The sequence below is a fragment of the uncultured Microbacterium sp. genome, assembly GCF_913776565.1.
Lineage (GTDB): Bacteria > Actinomycetota > Actinomycetes > Actinomycetales > Microbacteriaceae > Microbacterium.
In genome coordinates, this window is the sequence record NZ_CAJYPF010000142.1 from 1 (window position 1) to 17,096 (window position 17,096).

The 17,096-nt window shown below is 72.9% G+C and carries 17 protein-coding genes; 10 read left to right on the plus strand and 7 right to left on the minus strand.

What is annotated here, in order from left to right:
• The first annotated feature begins 191 nt into the window (after positions 1 to 191).
• Positions 192 to 1,637, plus strand: a complete 1,446-nt coding sequence (thiD, locus tag QZ433_RS07550) for a bifunctional hydroxymethylpyrimidine kinase/phosphomethylpyrimidine kinase (RefSeq protein WP_295781438.1) — start codon at positions 192 to 194, stop codon at positions 1,635 to 1,637.
• Positions 1,638 to 1,659: 22 nt separating this feature from the next.
• On the opposite strand, the gene QZ433_RS07555 is transcribed toward thiD, so the two are convergent.
• Genes QZ433_RS07555 through QZ433_RS07575 form a run of 5 tightly spaced genes read right to left on the minus strand, consistent with a single transcriptional unit; the run spans position 1,660 to position 5,521 of the window.
• Entirely contained in the window at positions 1,660 to 1,842 is a 183-nt protein-coding gene (locus QZ433_RS07555; RefSeq protein WP_295781440.1) for a DUF5302 domain-containing protein, read from the minus strand.
• Positions 1,843 to 1,882: 40 nt separating this feature from the next.
• Positions 1,883 to 2,809, minus strand: coding sequence for a DnaJ domain-containing protein (locus QZ433_RS07560; protein ID WP_295781443.1), 927 nt, complete (start codon positions 2,807 to 2,809; stop codon positions 1,883 to 1,885).
• A gap of 51 nt (positions 2,810 to 2,860) precedes the next feature.
• Positions 2,861 to 3,481, minus strand: a complete 621-nt coding sequence (locus QZ433_RS07565; RefSeq protein WP_295781445.1) for a hypothetical protein — start codon at positions 3,479 to 3,481, stop codon at positions 2,861 to 2,863.
• Positions 3,478 to 4,434 carry an LssY C-terminal domain-containing protein gene (locus QZ433_RS07570; protein WP_366761896.1) on the minus strand — a complete coding sequence of 319 codons (957 nt, stop codon included), beginning with the start codon at positions 4,432 to 4,434 and terminating at the stop codon, positions 3,478 to 3,480. Before QZ433_RS07570 ends, QZ433_RS07565 begins: the two co-directional genes overlap by 4 nt.
• A gap of 22 nt (positions 4,435 to 4,456) precedes the next feature.
• Positions 4,457 to 5,521, minus strand: coding sequence for an enoyl-CoA hydratase/isomerase family protein (locus tag QZ433_RS07575; RefSeq protein WP_295781448.1), 1,065 nt, complete (start codon positions 5,519 to 5,521; stop codon positions 4,457 to 4,459).
• A gap of 98 nt (positions 5,522 to 5,619) precedes the next feature.
• Here QZ433_RS07575 and QZ433_RS07580 point away from each other — a divergent pair, with 98 nt between their 5' ends.
• The 3 genes from QZ433_RS07580 to QZ433_RS07590 all read left to right on the plus strand — a co-directional run bounded on the left by QZ433_RS07580 (position 5,620) and on the right by QZ433_RS07590 (position 8,642).
• Complete coding sequence (locus QZ433_RS07580) at positions 5,620 to 6,918, plus strand: ABC transporter ATP-binding protein (RefSeq protein ID WP_295781451.1); 1,299 nt, start codon at positions 5,620 to 5,622, stop codon at positions 6,916 to 6,918.
• On the plus strand, positions 6,915 to 7,733 hold the full coding sequence (locus QZ433_RS07585; RefSeq protein ID WP_295781454.1) for an ABC transporter permease: 819 nt from the start codon (positions 6,915 to 6,917) through the stop codon (positions 7,731 to 7,733). The genes QZ433_RS07580 and QZ433_RS07585 overlap by 4 nt, the downstream gene beginning before the upstream one ends.
• Before the next feature lie 90 nt (positions 7,734 to 7,823).
• Positions 7,824 to 8,642, plus strand: a complete 819-nt coding sequence (locus QZ433_RS07590) for a TSUP family transporter (RefSeq protein WP_295781456.1) — start codon at positions 7,824 to 7,826, stop codon at positions 8,640 to 8,642.
• Positions 8,643 to 8,667: 25 nt separating this feature from the next.
• Here the strand turns inward: QZ433_RS07590 and QZ433_RS07595 are convergent, their stop codons facing one another.
• A complete protein-coding gene (locus QZ433_RS07595; protein ID WP_295781458.1) occupies positions 8,668 to 9,057 on the minus strand; it encodes a hypothetical protein in 390 nt (129 codons plus the stop codon).
• A gap of 182 nt (positions 9,058 to 9,239) precedes the next feature.
• Here QZ433_RS07595 and cofG point away from each other — a divergent pair, with 182 nt between their 5' ends.
• From cofG to cofC, 4 genes are all read left to right on the plus strand, one after another.
• The gene (gene cofG, locus QZ433_RS07600; RefSeq protein WP_295781463.1) at positions 9,240 to 11,618 is read left to right on the plus strand and encodes a 7,8-didemethyl-8-hydroxy-5-deazariboflavin synthase CofG; all 2,379 of its coding nucleotides are present in this window, start codon (positions 9,240 to 9,242) and stop codon (positions 11,616 to 11,618) included.
• Positions 11,615 to 13,111, plus strand: a complete 1,497-nt coding sequence (locus QZ433_RS07605) for an NAD(P)/FAD-dependent oxidoreductase (protein WP_295781466.1) — start codon at positions 11,615 to 11,617, stop codon at positions 13,109 to 13,111. The genes cofG and QZ433_RS07605 overlap by 4 nt, the downstream gene beginning before the upstream one ends.
• A complete protein-coding gene (fgd, locus tag QZ433_RS07610; protein ID WP_295781467.1) occupies positions 13,108 to 14,118 on the plus strand; it encodes a glucose-6-phosphate dehydrogenase (coenzyme-F420) in 1,011 nt (336 codons plus the stop codon). Before QZ433_RS07605 ends, fgd begins: the two co-directional genes overlap by 4 nt.
• Positions 14,119 to 14,259: 141 nt before the next feature.
• Positions 14,260 to 14,895 (plus strand): 2-phospho-L-lactate guanylyltransferase, encoded by a 636-nt coding sequence (cofC, locus tag QZ433_RS07615; RefSeq protein WP_295781470.1) that lies wholly within the window; start codon positions 14,260 to 14,262, stop codon positions 14,893 to 14,895.
• Between the two features lie 278 nt (positions 14,896 to 15,173).
• Here the strand turns inward: cofC and cofD are convergent, their stop codons facing one another.
• Positions 15,174 to 16,139 (minus strand): 2-phospho-L-lactate transferase, encoded by a 966-nt coding sequence (cofD, locus tag QZ433_RS07620; RefSeq protein WP_295781473.1) that lies wholly within the window; start codon positions 16,137 to 16,139, stop codon positions 15,174 to 15,176.
• 86 nt (positions 16,140 to 16,225) lie between these two features.
• Between cofD and QZ433_RS07625 the strand changes: the two genes are divergently transcribed.
• Entirely contained in the window at positions 16,226 to 16,630 is a 405-nt protein-coding gene (locus QZ433_RS07625; protein WP_295781475.1) for a YbaB/EbfC family nucleoid-associated protein, read from the plus strand.
• Between the two features lie 4 nt (positions 16,631 to 16,634).
• Entirely contained in the window at positions 16,635 to 16,949 is a 315-nt protein-coding gene (locus QZ433_RS07630; protein WP_295781479.1) for a hypothetical protein, read from the plus strand.
• Positions 16,950 to 17,096: the final 147 nt, after the last annotated feature.

Genomic DNA, 17,096 nt, shown 5'->3' on the forward strand with positions numbered 1-17,096 from the left:
AGCGGCGCGGATGACCCGGGCGCCGTCGTACGCGAGCTGCGCGCGGCGTGGGCGAGCGGTGCGACCCACGCGCCCACCGGCGGCCGAGGCGCACCCGGCACGACCGACAGCGCGTCCCCGGCACCTCTCCGGACCACCGATGCCGGACCCGCACGCGCCGCGACGCCCGCTCCCCGAGAAGGGAGACGCCCATGAGCCCCCGCGTCCTCAGCATCGCCGGCACCGATCCCACGGGGGGCGCAGGCGTGCAGGCCGACCTCAAGTCGATCGCCGCGTTCGGCGGCTACGGCATGGCCGCGGTGACCGCGCTCGTGGCGCAGAACACGCGGGGTGTGCGCGAGGTGCACGTGCCGCCGACGTCGTTCCTCGACGCGCAGTTGCGCGCCGTCAGCGACGACGTCGAGATCGACGCCGTGAAGATCGGGATGCTCGGTTCGGCCGAGGTGACGGCCGTCGTCGCCTCGTGGCTCGATGCCGTGCGCCCACCCCTCGTCGTCCTCGACCCGGTCATGGTCGCCACCAGCGGCGACCGCCTGCTCGACGCCGACGCCGAAGACGCCGTGCGCGACCTGTGCCGACGGGCCGACCTGGTCACCCCCAACCTGCCCGAGCTCGCCGTCCTCGTCGATCAACCGGTCGCCACCACGTGGGACGCGGCCGTCGCCCAGGCGCAGACCCTCGCCGCCCGCGCAGACACCACCGTGCTGCTCAAGGGCGGGCACCTCGAGGGGGCGCTGAGTCCTGACGCGATCGTGAGCGTCGACGCGATTCACCCGGTCGACGGTCCGCGGGTCGTGACCCGGCACACCCACGGCACCGGCTGCTCGCTGTCGTCGGCGATGGCGACCCTCGCGGCGCACGGACTGGGCTGGCCCGCGGCCCTCGAACGCGCCAAGACGTGGCTCACCGGCGCCCTCGAGAACGCGGACGCGCTGCACGTCGGCCGCGGCAGCGGTCCCATCGATCACCTGCACGAGCTCAGAGCGCACATCGACCTGGGCACCTCGTGGGCGACCGAGAGGTGGAAGGCCACGGCCCCCACCCGCGCGGCGGTCGACGACTGCGCGTTCGTCCGGGGACTGGCATCCGGAACCCTCGATCGCACCGCGTTCGCGTGGTACCTCGAACAGGACCTGCTGTACCTGCGCGCCTACGCCCGCGTCCTCGCGCGTGCCGCGGCCCTGGCTCCGCACGTCGACGAGCAGCGGTTCTGGGCGGCGGCCTCGGTGTCGTGCCTCGCCGAAGAGGCGGCGCTGCACCAGACCCACGTGCGGGCCGAGGGGCTCGTGCCCGCGGCATCCACCCTGGCCTACACCCACCACCTGCAGGCAGCGTCCGTTGCGGGGTCGTACGCGGTGCTCGTCGCGGCGATCCTGCCCTGCTTCGTCCTGTACACCGATATCGGGGCCCGGTGGCGCGGCACCTTCGCCCCCGACCACGCCTACGCCGACTGGCTCCGGGCGTACGGGGACGAGACGTTCGCCGCGTCGTCGGCCGAGGCGACGAGGATCGTGGATGCCGCCGCGCGCGCGGCGTCCGTCCCCGTCCGGGTCCAGATGGCCGATGCCTACGACCGCTCGATGGCCCTGGAACTGGCGTTCTTCGAGGCGCCGCTGAACGCCCCCCGCGCGGGGTGAACCGCGGCGGGGGACGAGGGGCTCAGCCGCTCTTGCGCCGGAACTCCCGCTTGGTCACGGCGCCGTGCGTCCCCTGAACGGCGGAGTGGCCGTCCAGGTGCGCCTGGCCCGACCGCTGCCGGCCGTTCTTCTTCTCGAGTGCTTCCTTGAACTTGCGCTTCATGTCGTCCGACGCCGAAGCGCCCGGGGTGTCGTCGGTACTCATGGCCCCACCCTAGGCACGTCCGGCGCGGCAGCGCGACCACTCAGACGTGGCGGACGCGCTGCTGCAGGCGGGTGCGGATGTCGAACAGCTCGGTGCCGCCGACCTCGCGACCGCCCGTGATCCCGCGACGCAGCAGCGTCGTCAGGGCGCTGCGCGTCACCAGGGCGACGGGGGTTCCGCGCACCTTGCCGAGCTCGGTGATGGCGTCGAGCACGTCGTCGTCGGGGAGCACGACCAACGCCCCACTGAAGCGCACCCCGGCCGCGCGGGCGATCACGCGAGCGCGCGAGACCAGCTCGGTCACGGGCGAGCCGATGATGTTCGGGCCGCTCAGCTCACCGCGACGCACGCCCACGGGACCGCCGAAGTCCTCGCTCAGCAGCGCGTAGAGGCCGCTCGGGCCCAGGACCAGGTGGTCGATCTTCTGTTCGGGGTCGATGCCGTCGCGGTCGGCGAGCACGTCGTGCCAGACGGTGTAACCCATGCCCAGCTCCGAGACGAGACGCGCGGTCTCCTCCTCGGCGAGCGCGTCGGCGAGGATGTGACGGATCTCGGGCGGAGCCGACCGCACCAGTGCGGGATCGTACGGGTCGGGGATCTCGACCCCGCGACCCACCCATTCGCGGATCAGTCCGAGGTAGCGCTCGCGGCGCCACCCGCCGGGCTGGCCGTGCGACCGCGCACGCGGCCGGGTGTCGGTGTGCCTCGGAGCGGGGGATGCCGCCGACGCGCCTCCCCACGCGGACGACGACGATCCGCGGCCACGGTCGTAGGCGCTGCGCGCCTCGGGCGTTCCGACGAGCTCCCACGCGCGCTGCACCTGGACGAACTGCGCGGCATCGCCGCCCGTGTCGGGGTGCGTCTCGCGCAGGCGCACCCGATAGGCGCGGCGCAGACTGTCGTCGTCGGCGTCGGCGGCCACGCGGAGCACCTCGTATGCCGATGACGACATGGGGCTGTCGAACACGTCCGTTCATCCGTTCTGCCGCGGTCTGATGCGGGCGCGGCATCTTTCAGGCTAATGCGGCGCGCCTGGGGGCAGCCCCGTGCGCCGCTGGGAACGCGCCGAGCGCTTCGCCCGCTCGCGCCGTCGCCCGCGACGCGCGCGCGGCCGGCGGGCATAAGCCGCCGCGTCGCGGCTCGACAGCGCGAGCAGCACCAGGATGTCGAGCGCCAGGGTGATCAGCGTCGTGCGGATCGAGATCTCCTGCCCGAACTCCCACCACCCCACGAAACTCGCCGAGATCGACGTGACGGAGATCAGCATGACGAACACCCGCGAGCGGTTGCCGCCGAACAGGATACGGATGCCGAGCACCACCTGTATCGCGCAGACGACGCCGAGGGTGCCGAGGAACACCGCCGTCCCCACGCCGAGGTCGGATGCGCTGACGTCCGCCGCCTCGCCGGCGTCGCCGCTCCAGGCCCCGGCGACATCGCGGAGCCACGGGGGCAGCGCGAAGGCGACGCTGACCGCCCACAGCGCTCCGGCCGCGGCCCGCAGCAGGACCAGCACGGCCCCGGCGACGATCGCGAGGGGGCGGTGATGCACGTCCTCGGCGGGGGCGATCTCGCGCGGGGGCTCGAACGCGACCCGCTTGTGGGGCGCGCGTTCGCGCCGGGAGTCCGCCCGGCTCATCGTGGCATCTCCAGATCGCCGGCAGCGGTGTCGGCTTCGCGGGCGCCGGCAGGATGGGTGCCCGCGCCGTGGGTGGCTGCGCGGCGGGCGTCAGCGCCGAAGGTGTCCGCCCCACGAGCGTCAGCGCCGGGGGTGCCGAGACCGGACGCGTCCACACCTCGCACGTCGATGATCGGCAGATCGCCGTCGGTGGTGATGCTGTCGCCGCCGCCGTTGCGCGAGTGGTACCCGGTCGCGAAGTCGCGGATGACGTCGACGACGACTCCCGGCATCCCCTCGATCGTTCCGACGATGTGATCGCGTTCGATGTCGGTGTCGGCGTCGATGCGGTGGGTCACCTGCAGGGTGAACAGCGAGAGGCCGACCGCTCGGTCGAACGTGCCCGCGGCGAGCCAGTCCACCCGTCGGCCTCCGGGCAGCAGCCAGCCGTCGGGGCACCGCCACAGACGCACGTGGTGGCGCTGTGCAGGGGAGCCGGCGACCTCTTGCTGGTAGGCCAGGTCCTGCATCCTCCCGAAGAGGAAGAGCGGGCTCACCGGAGCACGCGGATAGCTGCGACGTCGCAGAGTCGACGAGACGATCCGCCAGGACGAGCGCAGGCTCACCGGATCCGCCGGGATCCACCCCGCGGCCGCCATGACCTCCTCGACCTGGGCGCGCTCGCCGAGCAGCGCGAGATTGACCGGGTCTCCGAGCAGTCCGTCCGAGGTGCGCGTGCGCCCCATGAAGTAGTCGGGCACGTAGATCGCGGTCAGGATGCGGTGCAACCGCGGCAGCACGAGGTAGGCCAGCAGCACCCAGAACGCGACCGCCATGAGCACCCCGGCCCAGCCGAGCGAGAACGACTGCGTCAGGCTCAGGTAGGCGAGCCAGACCGCGGCGAGACCGGCGAACACGAAGAAGAACCCGTCCAGGGCCCTCCCGAACGACCAGCGCCGCCGCGGTGCGGTCATGGCCGGCTCGGACCCCCGGACGTCACCACAGCGCCGGTTCCGGCTCGAAGGCGAAGGCCTCGGCGACCCGATCCTCGGGCAGGTCGGCCAGTCGCGCGGGTGACCAGCGCGGCGAACGGTCCTTGTCCACGACCTGCGCGCGGATGCCCTCGACCAGGTCGGGCTGGGTGAGGGCGAACCACAGCACCAGGCCGTACTCCTGCGCGAGCGCCGCCCGCAGCGACGGCAGGCCGCGCGCGCGCCGCACCGCGGCGAGCGTCACGGTCAGCGCGGTCGGGGCAGAGGCCGCCAGCAGCTCGGCGGTCTCGAGCGCCTCCGGCTCGGGCCGCGCGCGCAGCCGGTCGATGATCCCCGCGACATCGTCCGCGGCGAAGGCGTCGTCGATCCACGCCTGCTTCTCGCCCAGACGCGACGGCTCGGGGCTCTCGTCGAACAGCAGCACCAGCTCGGTCGGGCTCGAGGGATCGGCGCGGTTCTCGAGCGCCTCGTACAACGCCTCGAGGTGGGCGGTGGGCACCATGTGGTCGGCGAACCCGGCGTACAGCGCGTCCGCGGCATCCATCTCTCCGGCCGTCAGGGCCAGGTATTCGCCGAGACGACCGGGGGCGCGCGCCAGCAGCCACGAGCCCCCGACGTCGGGGGTGAAACCGATGCGCGTCTCGGGCATGGCCAGGCGCGAGCGCTCGGTGACGATGCGGATCGCCGCGTGCCCCGCCAGGCCGATGCCGCCGCCCATGCACACGCCGTCGGCGATCGCGATCACGGGCTTGACCGAGGTCGCGATCGCGTGGTCGAGCGCATACTCCTCGCGGAAGAAGGCGTGCACCTCGTCCACCCGGCCGGCGGTGACCATGCCGTGCAGCGCCCGGATGTCGCCGCCCGCGCAGAATCCGCGCTCGCCCGCTCCGTCGAGCAGCACCACGTCGACGTCGGTGTCGCGCTGCCAGCGGTCCAGCGTCACGTGAAGCGCTCGGATCGTGTCCAGATCGAGCGCGTTGATCGCACGCGGGCGGTTCAGCGTGAGGTGGCCGAGACCGCGACGGCTCGAGACCAGGACGCTGTCGGTGGCGGATTCGGGGGCGTGCACGGTGCCACGTTACACAGGGGCGAGGGCGTCGCCGAGATGCGTTTTCACCCCCCGATCGGGGAAGATGGAAAGAACGCCCGCCCAACGAAAGGTGCCGTATGCCCGACGGACAGGTGATCGAGCTCGCCGGACTCACCAAGCGCTTCGGGGCGGTGGCGGCGGTCGACGGCCTCACGGCGCGCGTCGAACCCGGTCGGGTGACCGGCTTCCTCGGTCCGAACGGCGCGGGTAAGACCACGTCGCTGCGGATGCTGCTCGGGCTCGTCCGCCCCACCTCGGGCACCGCGACGATCGGCGGGCGCCGCTACAGCGATCTGGCATCGCCGCTGCAGACGGTGGGCGCAGCCCTCGAGGCCTCGAGCTTCCACCCCGGCCGTTCCGCCGCCAACCACCTCAAGGTCTCGGCACGTGCGGCGCGCATCCCGACGGCGCGCATCGACGAAGTGCTGGGCCTGGTCGGTCTCGCCGACGTCGCCGGGCGCCGCGTGGGCGGCTTCTCGCTCGGGATGCGACAGCGTCTGGGGCTGGCGACCGCTCTTCTGGGCGACCCCGGGGTGCTCGTGCTCGACGAGCCGACCAACGGCCTCGATCCGGAGGGCATCCGCTGGATGCGCTCGCTGCTGCGCCACCTCGCCGAAGAGGGACGCACCGTCCTCATCTCCTCGCACCTGCTCGCCGAGGTGCAGCAGACGGTCGACGCCCTGCTGATCATCTCGGGCGGTCGACTGGTCTTCCAGGGGGGCATCGAAGATCTCGCCGACCCCGACGAGTTCGCCACCGTCGTGGACTCCCCCGATCGCGCCGCCCTGTCGCGCGTTCTCGACGAGCACGGCATCGGCTACCAGCTGCTGCGCAACGGTTTCACGATCCGCCACCACGAACCGGTCGAGATCGGCGGCCTGGCCGCGGCGGCGGGCATCGCCCTGTCGCACCTGCAGAGCAAGGGCGCGAGCCTCGAGGACATCTTCCTCGAGCTGGTCAGCGGCGTGCGCGTGCACGCGAGCGCGGGACGGGGGACGGTTCCGGATGCCGGGTCCCCGGCCGCGACCGCCGCCCCGGCCCCCGCGCCCGCCGACGCTCCGGCAGCGGGTACCGGTCCCGCGACGGCACCCGCGCCCGCCCCCGCGCTCACCGCTGAGTCCCTCGCCGAGCCCGCCGCGCGAGAGGAACCCGCGGCCGGCGCGGACCGACCAGCGGAACCCGCCGTGCGCGAGGAGCCGCGGCCGTCCACCGCGCTCGTCGCCGTCGTCGCCCCGCCCCGCTCCGCCCCCGCCGCGGCGGACCCGGCCGCGTCGGAGCCCGCCACCCCCGACGCACCCCGGCCCTCCTACGCCGTCGCCTCGACGGGGGTCATCGACATCGTGCCCGCTCAGCCCACGTCGGAGGTCCCGCGATGACGCTCCTCGCCGCCACGCGATCCGAGTACACCAAGCAGTTCTCCACCGCCGGATGGTGGGTCCTGGGGATCGTGCTCGTGGTCTACGTCGCCTTCACCTCCGGTGTCCTCGCGTTCGTCTTCGGCGGGGTGGCCTCCGGCCGCCTGACCGGCGCCAACGGACCCGCCCCCGCCACCGACGGCATCCCCGAGCTCGTCTACAGCTCGGCGACCGCCGTGGGCTATGTCTTCCCCTTGCTCATCGGCACGCTCATGGTCACGACGGAGTTCCGTCACAAGACCCTGACCCCGACGTTCCTCGCCACACCCCGTCGCGGTGTCGTCCTCGTCGGCAAGTTCGCCGTCGGCATCCTGATCGGCCTTCTGTACGGCGTCCTGGGCTCGGCGGCCTCGATCGCCGCGGGGGCCGGCGCCCTGGGCTTCTTCGGGATCGACACGGCACTCGGCTCCCCCGACACGTGGACCCTGGTCGGTCGCATGCTGCTCGCCTACGCGCTGTGGGCGCTGGTCGGCATCGGCGTCGGCACGGTCGTGCGCAATCAGGTCGCCGCGATCGTCATCGTTCTCGCCGTCACCCTCTTCGTCGAGCCGATCGTGCGCACGGTCGGCGGCGTCGTCGAGGGGTTCTCGGACGTCGTGAAGTGGTTCCCGAGCGCGGCGAGCGATTCGCTCGTCGGCCAGACCATCTTCGGTGCGATCGGCTCCGGCGGCGGCGGAACGCTCGAGTGGTGGGTCGGCGGCCTGGTGCTGCTGGGCTACGCGGTGGCGCTGCTCGTGATCGGGCTGTTCACCACCTGGCGCCGCGACATCGACTGATCCGCACCCCGCGCCGCAAAGCGATCGCCGCGATCGACCACGGCGCGCCCGCGCATTTGGCCCGCCCGCGCGGACCGGCGAGAATCAACCGTGCTCGATGGACCGGTGATCGCCGAGTGGCTGCCCGTGTCGGTGTCGGCGCTCCTGCTGCTGCTCGTGGCCGCCGGCGTGGCCGGGTGGGTGGACGCGGTGGTCGGCGGCGGCGGGCTCATCCAGCTGCCGGCGCTCGTGATCGCCGTCCCCCAGGACGTCGCGACGCCCTACATCTTGGGCACCAACAAGCTCTCGTCGTTCTTCGGCACGCTCTCGGCCAGCGGGGTGTACCTGCGCAAGATCAGGGTGCGGCTGATCCTGCTGATCCCCCTCGTGGCCGGGGCGTTCGGCGGGTCCACGGTCGGGGCGGCGCTGTCGCGCTACGTCCCGCGCGAGGTGCTCACCCCGATCGTCCTGGTCGCCGTCGTGGCCGTCGGCGTGTACACCCTGGTCAAGCCGAAGATGGGCCTGCAGCACGAACCGCGGCACGACCGCCCCGCCGCGATCGCCTGGCGGGCGGGGGCGATCGGTCTCGTCGTGGGGTTCTACGACGGCATCCTGGGTCCGGGAACGGGATCGTTCTTCGTGATCCTCATCGTGGGCGTGCTCGGCTACGGCTTCCTGCAGGCGAGCGTCAACGCCAAGATCGCCAACCTGACCACCAATCTCGCGGCGCTGATCGTGTACGGGGTGCACGGCGAGGTCATCCTCGTCCTGGGCCTGGCGATGGCGGCACTCAACATCACCGGCGGTTTCATCGGCGCGCACATGGCGACGCGTCGAGGCAGCGGATTCGTCCGGATCGTGTTCCTCGTGACGCTGTCGCTGCTGGTCGTCAAGCTCGCGTGGGACACGGTGATGCAGTTCACCGGCTGAGCGCCGGTCCGACTTCGAAAGCGGCTCAGGCGACGATGTCGGCGACGTCTTCGGGTTCGGATGCCACGTCCAGCCGCAACGCCTTGAGCAGCGCCACGCCGTGCTTGGTGGTCAGCACCAGACGCTCGAACTCGTCGTGACCGGCGAGGTCGATCACGACGCTGGGCTTGCGACCACGGATGATGACGAAGTCGTCTCCGCCGGCCGACTTCCACGTGCCGGCGCCGACGACGACCGGCAGGTTGATGCCGGGGTTGGGCACACCGCGGATCCAGGTCCACGCGTCGTCCGTCAGCTGCACGCGCTCGATGTGCTCGCGGGGGACGACGATGTTGCTCTTGCGGAAGGACAGCGCACGCTCGGTCGGTGAGAGCACGACCTCGAGCTGCGTCGAATCGAGCAGCAGGGTCACCATGTCCTCCATCCTGCCAGCGTCCGTGACGCCCCATCCGCCCGGCACCTCACAGGACGGCAACGATCGGGCGATGGAGACCGGACGCCGCCGATCCGACGGCATGGCCCGGCGGTACCGCTCACTCTCCGCCCCGCCCGGGGCAACCCGGCCCCGATGTCGGAGCCGCGGGATAGCCTGGAGCGATGAGTACGGGCAGCGCTGCGCCGAGAGTCGCACCGGCCCGAGGCACCGGCATCCACGACCTGGTTGCACGCGTCCGGTCGGGGCTCCGTCCCGACGTCGACCAGACCGAGGCCCTGCTGGGCGCGCCCCTCGACGTGCTCCTCCCCGCCGCTGCGGCCCTGCGAGACGAGGGTCTCGCGAGCGCGGGCCGTCCGGGCGTCGTCACGTACTCGCGCAAGGTGTTCGTGCCGCTCACGACGCTCTGCCGCGACCGCTGCCACTACTGCGTCTTCGTCGACACCCCCGGCCAGCTCGCGCTGCTGCGAAAGCCCGCGTACATGAGCCCCGAGCAGGTGCTCACCGTCGTCCGGCAGGGCCAGGCCCTCGGCTGCAAAGAGGCCCTGCTCACCCTGGGCGACCGCCCCGAGGAGCGCTGGCCCGAAGCGCGCGCGTGGCTCGACGCGCACGGTTTCGCGTCGACCATCGACTACGTCGCGCACATCGCCCGGCTGATCACCGCCGAGACGGGCATGCTGGTGCACGCCAACCCGGGCGTCATGCACCCCGACGAACTCGCCGCGCTCCGGCCGGTCTCGCCCTCGATGGGCATGATGCTCGAGACGACGTCGCGGCGCCTGTACGAAGAGCCCGGACAGGTGCACTTCGGCTCGCCCGACAAAGACCCCGCGCTGCGCCTGAGCGTGATCGACGACGCCGGGGCGGCCGGCATCCCGTTCACCACCGGGATCCTCGTCGGCATCGGCGAGACGGTGCGCGACCGCGCCGAGTCGCTCGTCGCCCTGCGCGAGATCGACGACCGGCACGGTCACGTGCAAGAGGTCATCGTGCAGAACTTCCGCGCGAAACCCCGTACCGCCATGCAGGGCGCACCGGATGCCGACATGACCGAATACCTCGCCGCGGTCGCCGTCGCGCGCCTGGTGTTCGGCCCCGGAATGCGCATCCAGGTACCGCCCAATCTGTCCGACCCGCGCGAACTCGGCCTGCTGATCGCCGCGGGCATCGACGACTGGGGCGGGGTGTCGCCCCTCACGGCCGACCACGTCAACCCCGAGCGCCCCTGGCCGCAGATCGACGATCTCGCCGCGCACACGGCCGCGCACGGCTTCGCGCTGCGCGAGCGCCTGACGGCGCATCCGGAGTACGTGAGCGCGGCGGCGCGCTGGATCGACCCGGCCCTGCACACCCCGGTTCGGGCGTTGGCGGATGCCGAGGGCCTCGCGGCCGACGTGCTCCCGGCCGGGGCGCGCGCGGCGGGCGCGGGTCCGGCCACCCCCTCCTCCGCCGCCGGTGGTGCGCGCCCGAGCGACCCCGGCGTCCGCCGCCTTGCCGAGAGCGCCGCCGCCGACCCCCTCGCGCTCGACGACGCCGACTGGGAGCGCCTCCTACGCGCGAGCGGGGCCGAGCTCGACGACCTCGCCGCCGCCGCCGACGACGCCCGGCGGTACACGGTCGGCGAGCCCGTCACCCTCGTGCAGAACCGCAACCTCACCTCGAGCGGATTCCGACGCGCCGGTCGCGCCGCCCCCGGAGAGTTCGATCTCGACGACGCCACCGCCATCGCCGCGGATGCCGCCGAGCTCGGCGCGACCGAGATCTGCATCCAGGGCGCGCTCGACGCCGGCGAAGACCCGGGGGCGTATCTCGACCTCGTGCGGGCCGTGAAGCGCGGGGCCCCCGGCACCCACGTCCATGCGTATCGCCCCCTCGACGTTCACGACCTCGCCGACCGCGGCGGCCTCGGCCTCGAGGGCGCCCTCTCGGCGATGCGCGACGCGGGCGTCGACACGGTGCCAGGTACGGGCGTCAAGATCCTCAGCGAGCGCGTGCGCGCCCTCGTCGCCCCCGGCGACCTCGCAATCGATCGGTGGATCGAGGGCATCACCGCCGCGCACCGCGCCGGGTTCCGTTCGACCTCGGTGCTGTTCTACGGCCACGTCGAGACCGCCGCCGAACGCGTCGCGCACCTGCGCCGCCTGCGGGCGATCCAGGACGACACGGGCGGCTTCGCCGAGTTCGTCCCGATCCCCCTGCCCGGCGGCGACGTGCCGTTGGTCGCGGGACGATCCGCGATCGACGAGCATCGAGCGATGGTCGCGGTGTCGCGGCTGCTGCTGTCGGGCAGCATCCCGCACGTGCAGATCCCCTGGACCCGCGTCGGACGCGAGAGCACCGCGGTGCTGCTGCGCGCCGGCGGAGACGACCTGGGCGGAACCCTCTACGACGGCCGTGTCCTTCCCGACACGGGCATCGAGCACGGGCAGGAGCTCCCCGTCGACGCGGCCGAGCGCATCGCCCGCAGCCTGATGCGCCCCTTCCGTCTGCGCACGACGGACTACCGCGTGGCACCGACGCCGCTGAGACGGGACGCGCGGTGACCGCGCGCACGGTCGACGTGGTCGTCGTCGGCGCGGGCTTCGCGGGGCTGGCGATGGCCGGGGCCCTGCGACGGGCGGGCCGCGACGACGTCCTCGTCCTCGAACGCGCCGACGACGTCGGCGGCACGTGGCGCGACAACACCTACCCCGGCGTCGCGTGCGACGTGCCCGCACACCTCTACAGCCTCGCGGCGCACCCCAACCCCGACTGGTCGCGCACCTTCGCCTCGGGGAGCGAGATCCAGGGGTACCTGCGCGACGTCGCGGCACGAGAGGGTCTCGGCGACCGTCTGCGCCTGCGCACGCCCCTCCTCGGAGCGCGGTGGGATGCCGACGACTCCGTCTGGCGCATCGACACCGGCGCCGAGCCCGTCGTCGCCCGCTCGCTGGTCCTGGCGTGCGGACGCCTCACCGAACCGCACGTCCCCGCGATCGACGGACTCGAATCGTTCGACGGTCCGCTGTTCCACTCCGCGCGGTGGGACCACGACGTCGATCTCGCCGGACAGCGGGTCGCGGTCGTCGGGACCGGGGCGAGCGCCGTGCAGCTCGTCCCCGAGCTCGCCCGCCGGGCCGCCCACGTCACGCTCTTCCAGCGCACGCCCGCGTGGATCGTGCCGCGCGGCGGCGGTGAGATCGCTCCGGCCGAGCGCGAGCGCCTCGCCGCCCACCCGGGCGAGCTGGCGCGCCTGCGCGCCGACCTGTACGCCGAGGGAGAGCAGCGCTTCGCCTCGCGTTCGGGGGATGTCGTGGCATCCACCGCCGCCCGCGACGCCGCGCTGCGGCACCTGCACGCGCAGGTCGCCGACCCGGCGCTGCGCCGGGCGCTGACCCCCGACTACGCCTTCGGGTGCAAGCGCGTCCTGCTGTCGGACGCGTTCTATCCCGCCGTCGCCTCGGATGCGGTGTCTCTCGAGCCCACGGCGTTGACCGCGGTCGACGGCTCGACCCTCACCGCCGCGAGCGGTGCCCGGTACGAGGCCGACGTCCTGGTGCTCGCGACCGGTTTCGCCGCCGCCGAGCAGCCCTACGCCGACCTCGTCCACGGCGAGTGCGACACCCTCGCCGCGCACTGGTCGCGGGGCATGACGTCGTTCGGCTCGACCGTGGTCGCGGGCTTTCCCAACCTGTTCGTGCTGAACGGCCCGAACGCCAGCTTGGGCCACAATTCCGCGGTGCTCATGGCCGAAGAGCAGGCGGCCTACGTCGTGCGCGCCCTCGCCGAACGCGACCGCCGTCCCGCGCGCGTGCTGCGCGTGCGGCCCGAGGCCGAGGCGGCGTACACCGAAGAGATCGCCCGGGCCGCGGCATCCACTCCCTGGCTGACCGGGGGATGCCGCAATTGGTACGTCGACGCGCGCTCGGGGCGGCTCACGCTGCTGTGGCCGGGCACCGTCCAGGCGTTCCGCGAGCGTCTCACCGGCGCCGACGGAGCCGAGTTCGAACCCGCGCACACCCCCGTGCGCGGCTGTGAGGTTGGAGGAGAGAGATGAGCGTTCCCCTGCGTTTCGGCTACAAGGCCTCGAGCGAGCAGTTCGGGCCGAACGAGCTGCTGGAGTTCGGCGTGCTCGCCGAAGAGGTCGGCTTCGATTCCGTCTTCCTCTCCGACCACCTGCAGCCGTGGATGCACGACGGCGGACACGCCCCCAACGCCCTGCCGTGGCTCGGTGCCCTCGGCGCGCGCACCTCGCGCGTCATCATCGGCACGAGCGTGCTCACCCCCACGTTCCGCTACCACCCCGGCGTCATCGCGCAGGTGTTCGCCACCCTCGGCGTGATGTACCCCGGCCGCGTCGTCCTGGGCGTGGGGACGGGCGAGGCCCTGAACGAGGTCACTCTCGGGCTGGACTGGCCCGAGCCGCCCGAGCGCTTCCAGCGCCTCAAAGAGGCCATCACCCTCATCAACGAGCTGTGGGCCGACGAGCGCGTCACCTACGAGGGCACGTACTACTCGGTGAAGGATGCCACCATCTACGACCGCCCGGAGCAGAAGGTGCCGATCTACATCGGCGCCTCGGGCCCCGCTGCCACGCGTCTCGCGGGCCGCATCGCCGAGGGCTACATCACCACGAGCGGCAAGGACCCCGAGCTGTACACCGAGAAGCTGCTGCCGGCCCTCGACGACGGTCTCGGCAAGGCCGGGCGCACCCGCGACGACGTCGACACCCTCATGGAGGTGAAGGTGTCGTACCACCCCGACCACGACACCGCGATGGAGAAGACCCGCTTCTGGGCCCCACTCGCGCTCACCGCCGAAGAGAAGATGAGCGTGCACGACCCCATCGAGATGCAGCGCCTGGCGAACGAGCTGCCGATCGAGCGCGCGGCATCCCGCTTCATCGTGTCCACCGATCCCGACGAACACGTGGAACGCATCGCGCGCTATGTCGACCTGGGCTTCCGGCACCTCGTGTTCCACGACCCCGGCCACGACCAGCGCGAGTTCCTGCACATGTACGGCGACGAGATCCTGCCGCGCCTGCGCAAGCGCTTCGGCTGAGACCCGGTCCGGAGGGCCGGCATGCCCCGGCCGAGCGGCGCGAGTGCCGCGCTGCGGAGAAGCGGCGCGTCCGGCGCACGTTTCGTCGCCGGGCGCCACCCCCCGCGGGGATTGTCCGGAGTCCGGCACACAATGGAAGCGATGAGCACCCCTGACACCTCCGGCTGGACGATCATCGTGCCGGTCAAGCCCGCCGCGATCGGCAAGACACGTCTCACCGACGTCGGCACCGACCGCGCGGCACTCGCGCGCGCGATCGCGCTCGACACCATCACCGCCGCGGCGGCCGCCGACCTGGTGTCCCGCGTGATCGTCGTCACCGACGACGACGGCGTCGGCGCCGAGTTCCGCCGCTCCCGCACCGTCGAGGTCGTACCCGAGGGCGACACCCGCGGCCTCGACGCCGCGATCGCGCTCGGTGCGGCCGCGGCCGGGGTCGGCTGCCCCCGCGCCGCCCTGCTCGGCGACGTCCCCGCCCTGCGCCCCGCAGACCTCGACGCCGCGCTCGAGCTCGCGGCATCCGTCGAGAGGGGTCTGGTTCCGGATGCCGAGGGCACCGGCTCCACGCTCATCACCGCCCGCGCGGGAGCCGTGTGGGTCTCGGCCTTCGGCCCCGACTCCGCGGCCCGCCACCGCCTGCTCGGCTGCACCGACCTCGCCGTCGCCCGCGACTCGACGCTGCACCGCGATGTCGACACGGCCGCGCAGCTGTCCGAGGCCGTGGCCCTGGGCGTCGGCCGGCACACGTCGGCGGTGCTGGCGGCTGCCGCGGCCTGACGCGTCTGCCACGTTCTCACGTCGCCCCCGCGCGCCTGCCGGCCCCGCGCGCCCGCCGGCCCGGCGCGCCTGCCGGCCCCGCGCGCCTGCCGGCCCCGCGCGCCTGTCGCCCCCGTGCGCCTGCCGGCCCGCGCGCCTGCCGGCCCGCGCGCCTGCCGGCCCGTGCGCGCGGTGCGTGGTTCATCTGCATGACCGGTGGGGCTGAAGCGACTCAACGAGGCGCTTGAGGCACAAGATGGCCCCTCGCTCCTGCATCTGTGCGCGGTTGCGGGTCTGGCTCAGGCCCCCAGCGCCGCTTCGGCGATCGCCGCCGACGTGTCCTCGTCGCGCATCCACAGCGGGGCGACCACCGCGCGGACGCCCGCGGCCTCGACCTCGCGCGCCGCTGCGGCGTCCTCCTCGGCCAGCAGCCACGCGTCGAGCACACCGCCCGCCGACCGCGCGCCGTAGTGCCGCGCGACGGCAGCGGCCGAGGTCTCGACCCCGATCGCCGTCAGGCACACGTCGGCCATGCCGCGCACGACCCGACCGCCGATGATCGGCGAGACGCCCACGACACGCGCCGACGTCGCCTGCATCGCCTCGCGGATGCCGGGAACCGACAGGATCGGACCGATCGACACGACGGGGTTCGACGGCGCGATGAGCACGACGTCGGCCCCCGCGATGGCCTCCGCGACTCCCGGGGCAGGTGCGGCATCCGCGATCCCGGGGTTCTCGAAGGCCCGCGGGACGAGCTTCGCGCGATGACGCGTCCACCACTCCTGGAAGTGCATCCGCCGACCGTCCTCCAGCAGCACGTGCGTGTCGACCTCGCTGTCGGTCATCGGCAGCAGACGGATGCCGAGCGGCCACCGCTCCCCCATGCGCGCGAGCACCTGGGTCGGTGTGAGACCCTCCCGCAGCCAACCGGTGCGGGCGAGGTGGGTGCCGAGGTCCAGGTCGCCGAGCGTGAACCACGGCCAGCCGGCGCCCCACGCCTGCAGCTCCTCGTTGACGCGCTCGGTGTCGCCCGCTCGACCCCACCCGCGCTCGGTGTCGTTGACCCCGGCGAGGGCGTAGGTGATCGAGTCGACGTCGGGCTGCAGACGGACCCCGGAGAGCCAGAGGTCGTCACCCGTGTTGACGACCACCGTGGCCTCGGGAGCACCCAGACGGCGGAGGGCGGCGCGGACACCGAGGGTGAACCTCGACCCCCCGACTCCACCGGCGAGCACGACGACACGGGGCTGGGGAGGACGCATTGGTTCAGTCTTCCACCCGGTGCGGGAACGTGAGAATGTTCACATCTCTCCGTCCTCCGCAGGCGAGCGCGACTACCATCTCCCGAGTGACAGACCTCTTCTCTTCTCGTGAAGCCGAGGCGGCGATCGCCCGGATCGAGCAGCAGGTGGCTGAGGCGCAGGTGCGCGCGGCGCAGGCGCAGCAGGTGCAGGCGGACATCGATGCGGTGCGGGCGACGGCGACGTCGCCGCGGCGTGAGGTGGCGGTGACGGTGGATGCCACGGGCCGGCTGGTCGGTATCCGTCTGGCGGACGCAGCGTACGAGCTGCAGCCCGACGCGTTGGAGCGGCTCATCGTCGAGACAGCGGGGGCGGCGCAGCGGCTCGCGGGGGAGCAGGCGCTGGAGATCTCGCGCGCGGCGTTCGGCACGGACTCGGCGATCGTGGACCGGTTGGCGGGTGAGATCGAGCGGCAGTCGCCGCCGGCTGCGCCGATGGGTTTCCGGGTCTGACGCCGTGGCGGAGCGTATCGCCGTCGATTCCGAGCTGATCGGGTCGCATGCGTCCCGGTTGGGTGCGGTGGCATCCGATATCTCTCTGGCACGGGATGCCGGTTCGGCAGGCGGGTTGAACGCGGAGGCGTTCGGGGTGCTGTGTGCGTTCCTGGTGCCGCCGGCGACGATGGCCGCGGATGCCGCGGGGTCGTTGATCGCGGCGGCGGGGGAGATGGTGCGCCGTTCGGCGACTGAGATCGTCGGCGTCGGTGGCGACATGGACGCGTACGAGCAGAAGGTGCTCGAGTGGGTGCGGGCGTTGGAGGCGGGCCTGTGAGCAACGCGCTCATCGCCGGTCCCGTCGACACCGCGACACCGTTCAGCGGGGCCGGGCTGCTGGACTCCGGCACGCAGCTCGCGCACGCGATCGAGTCGGGCAATTGGGTCGAGGGTGGGCTGGCGGCGTTCAGCACCGCGGTGGACA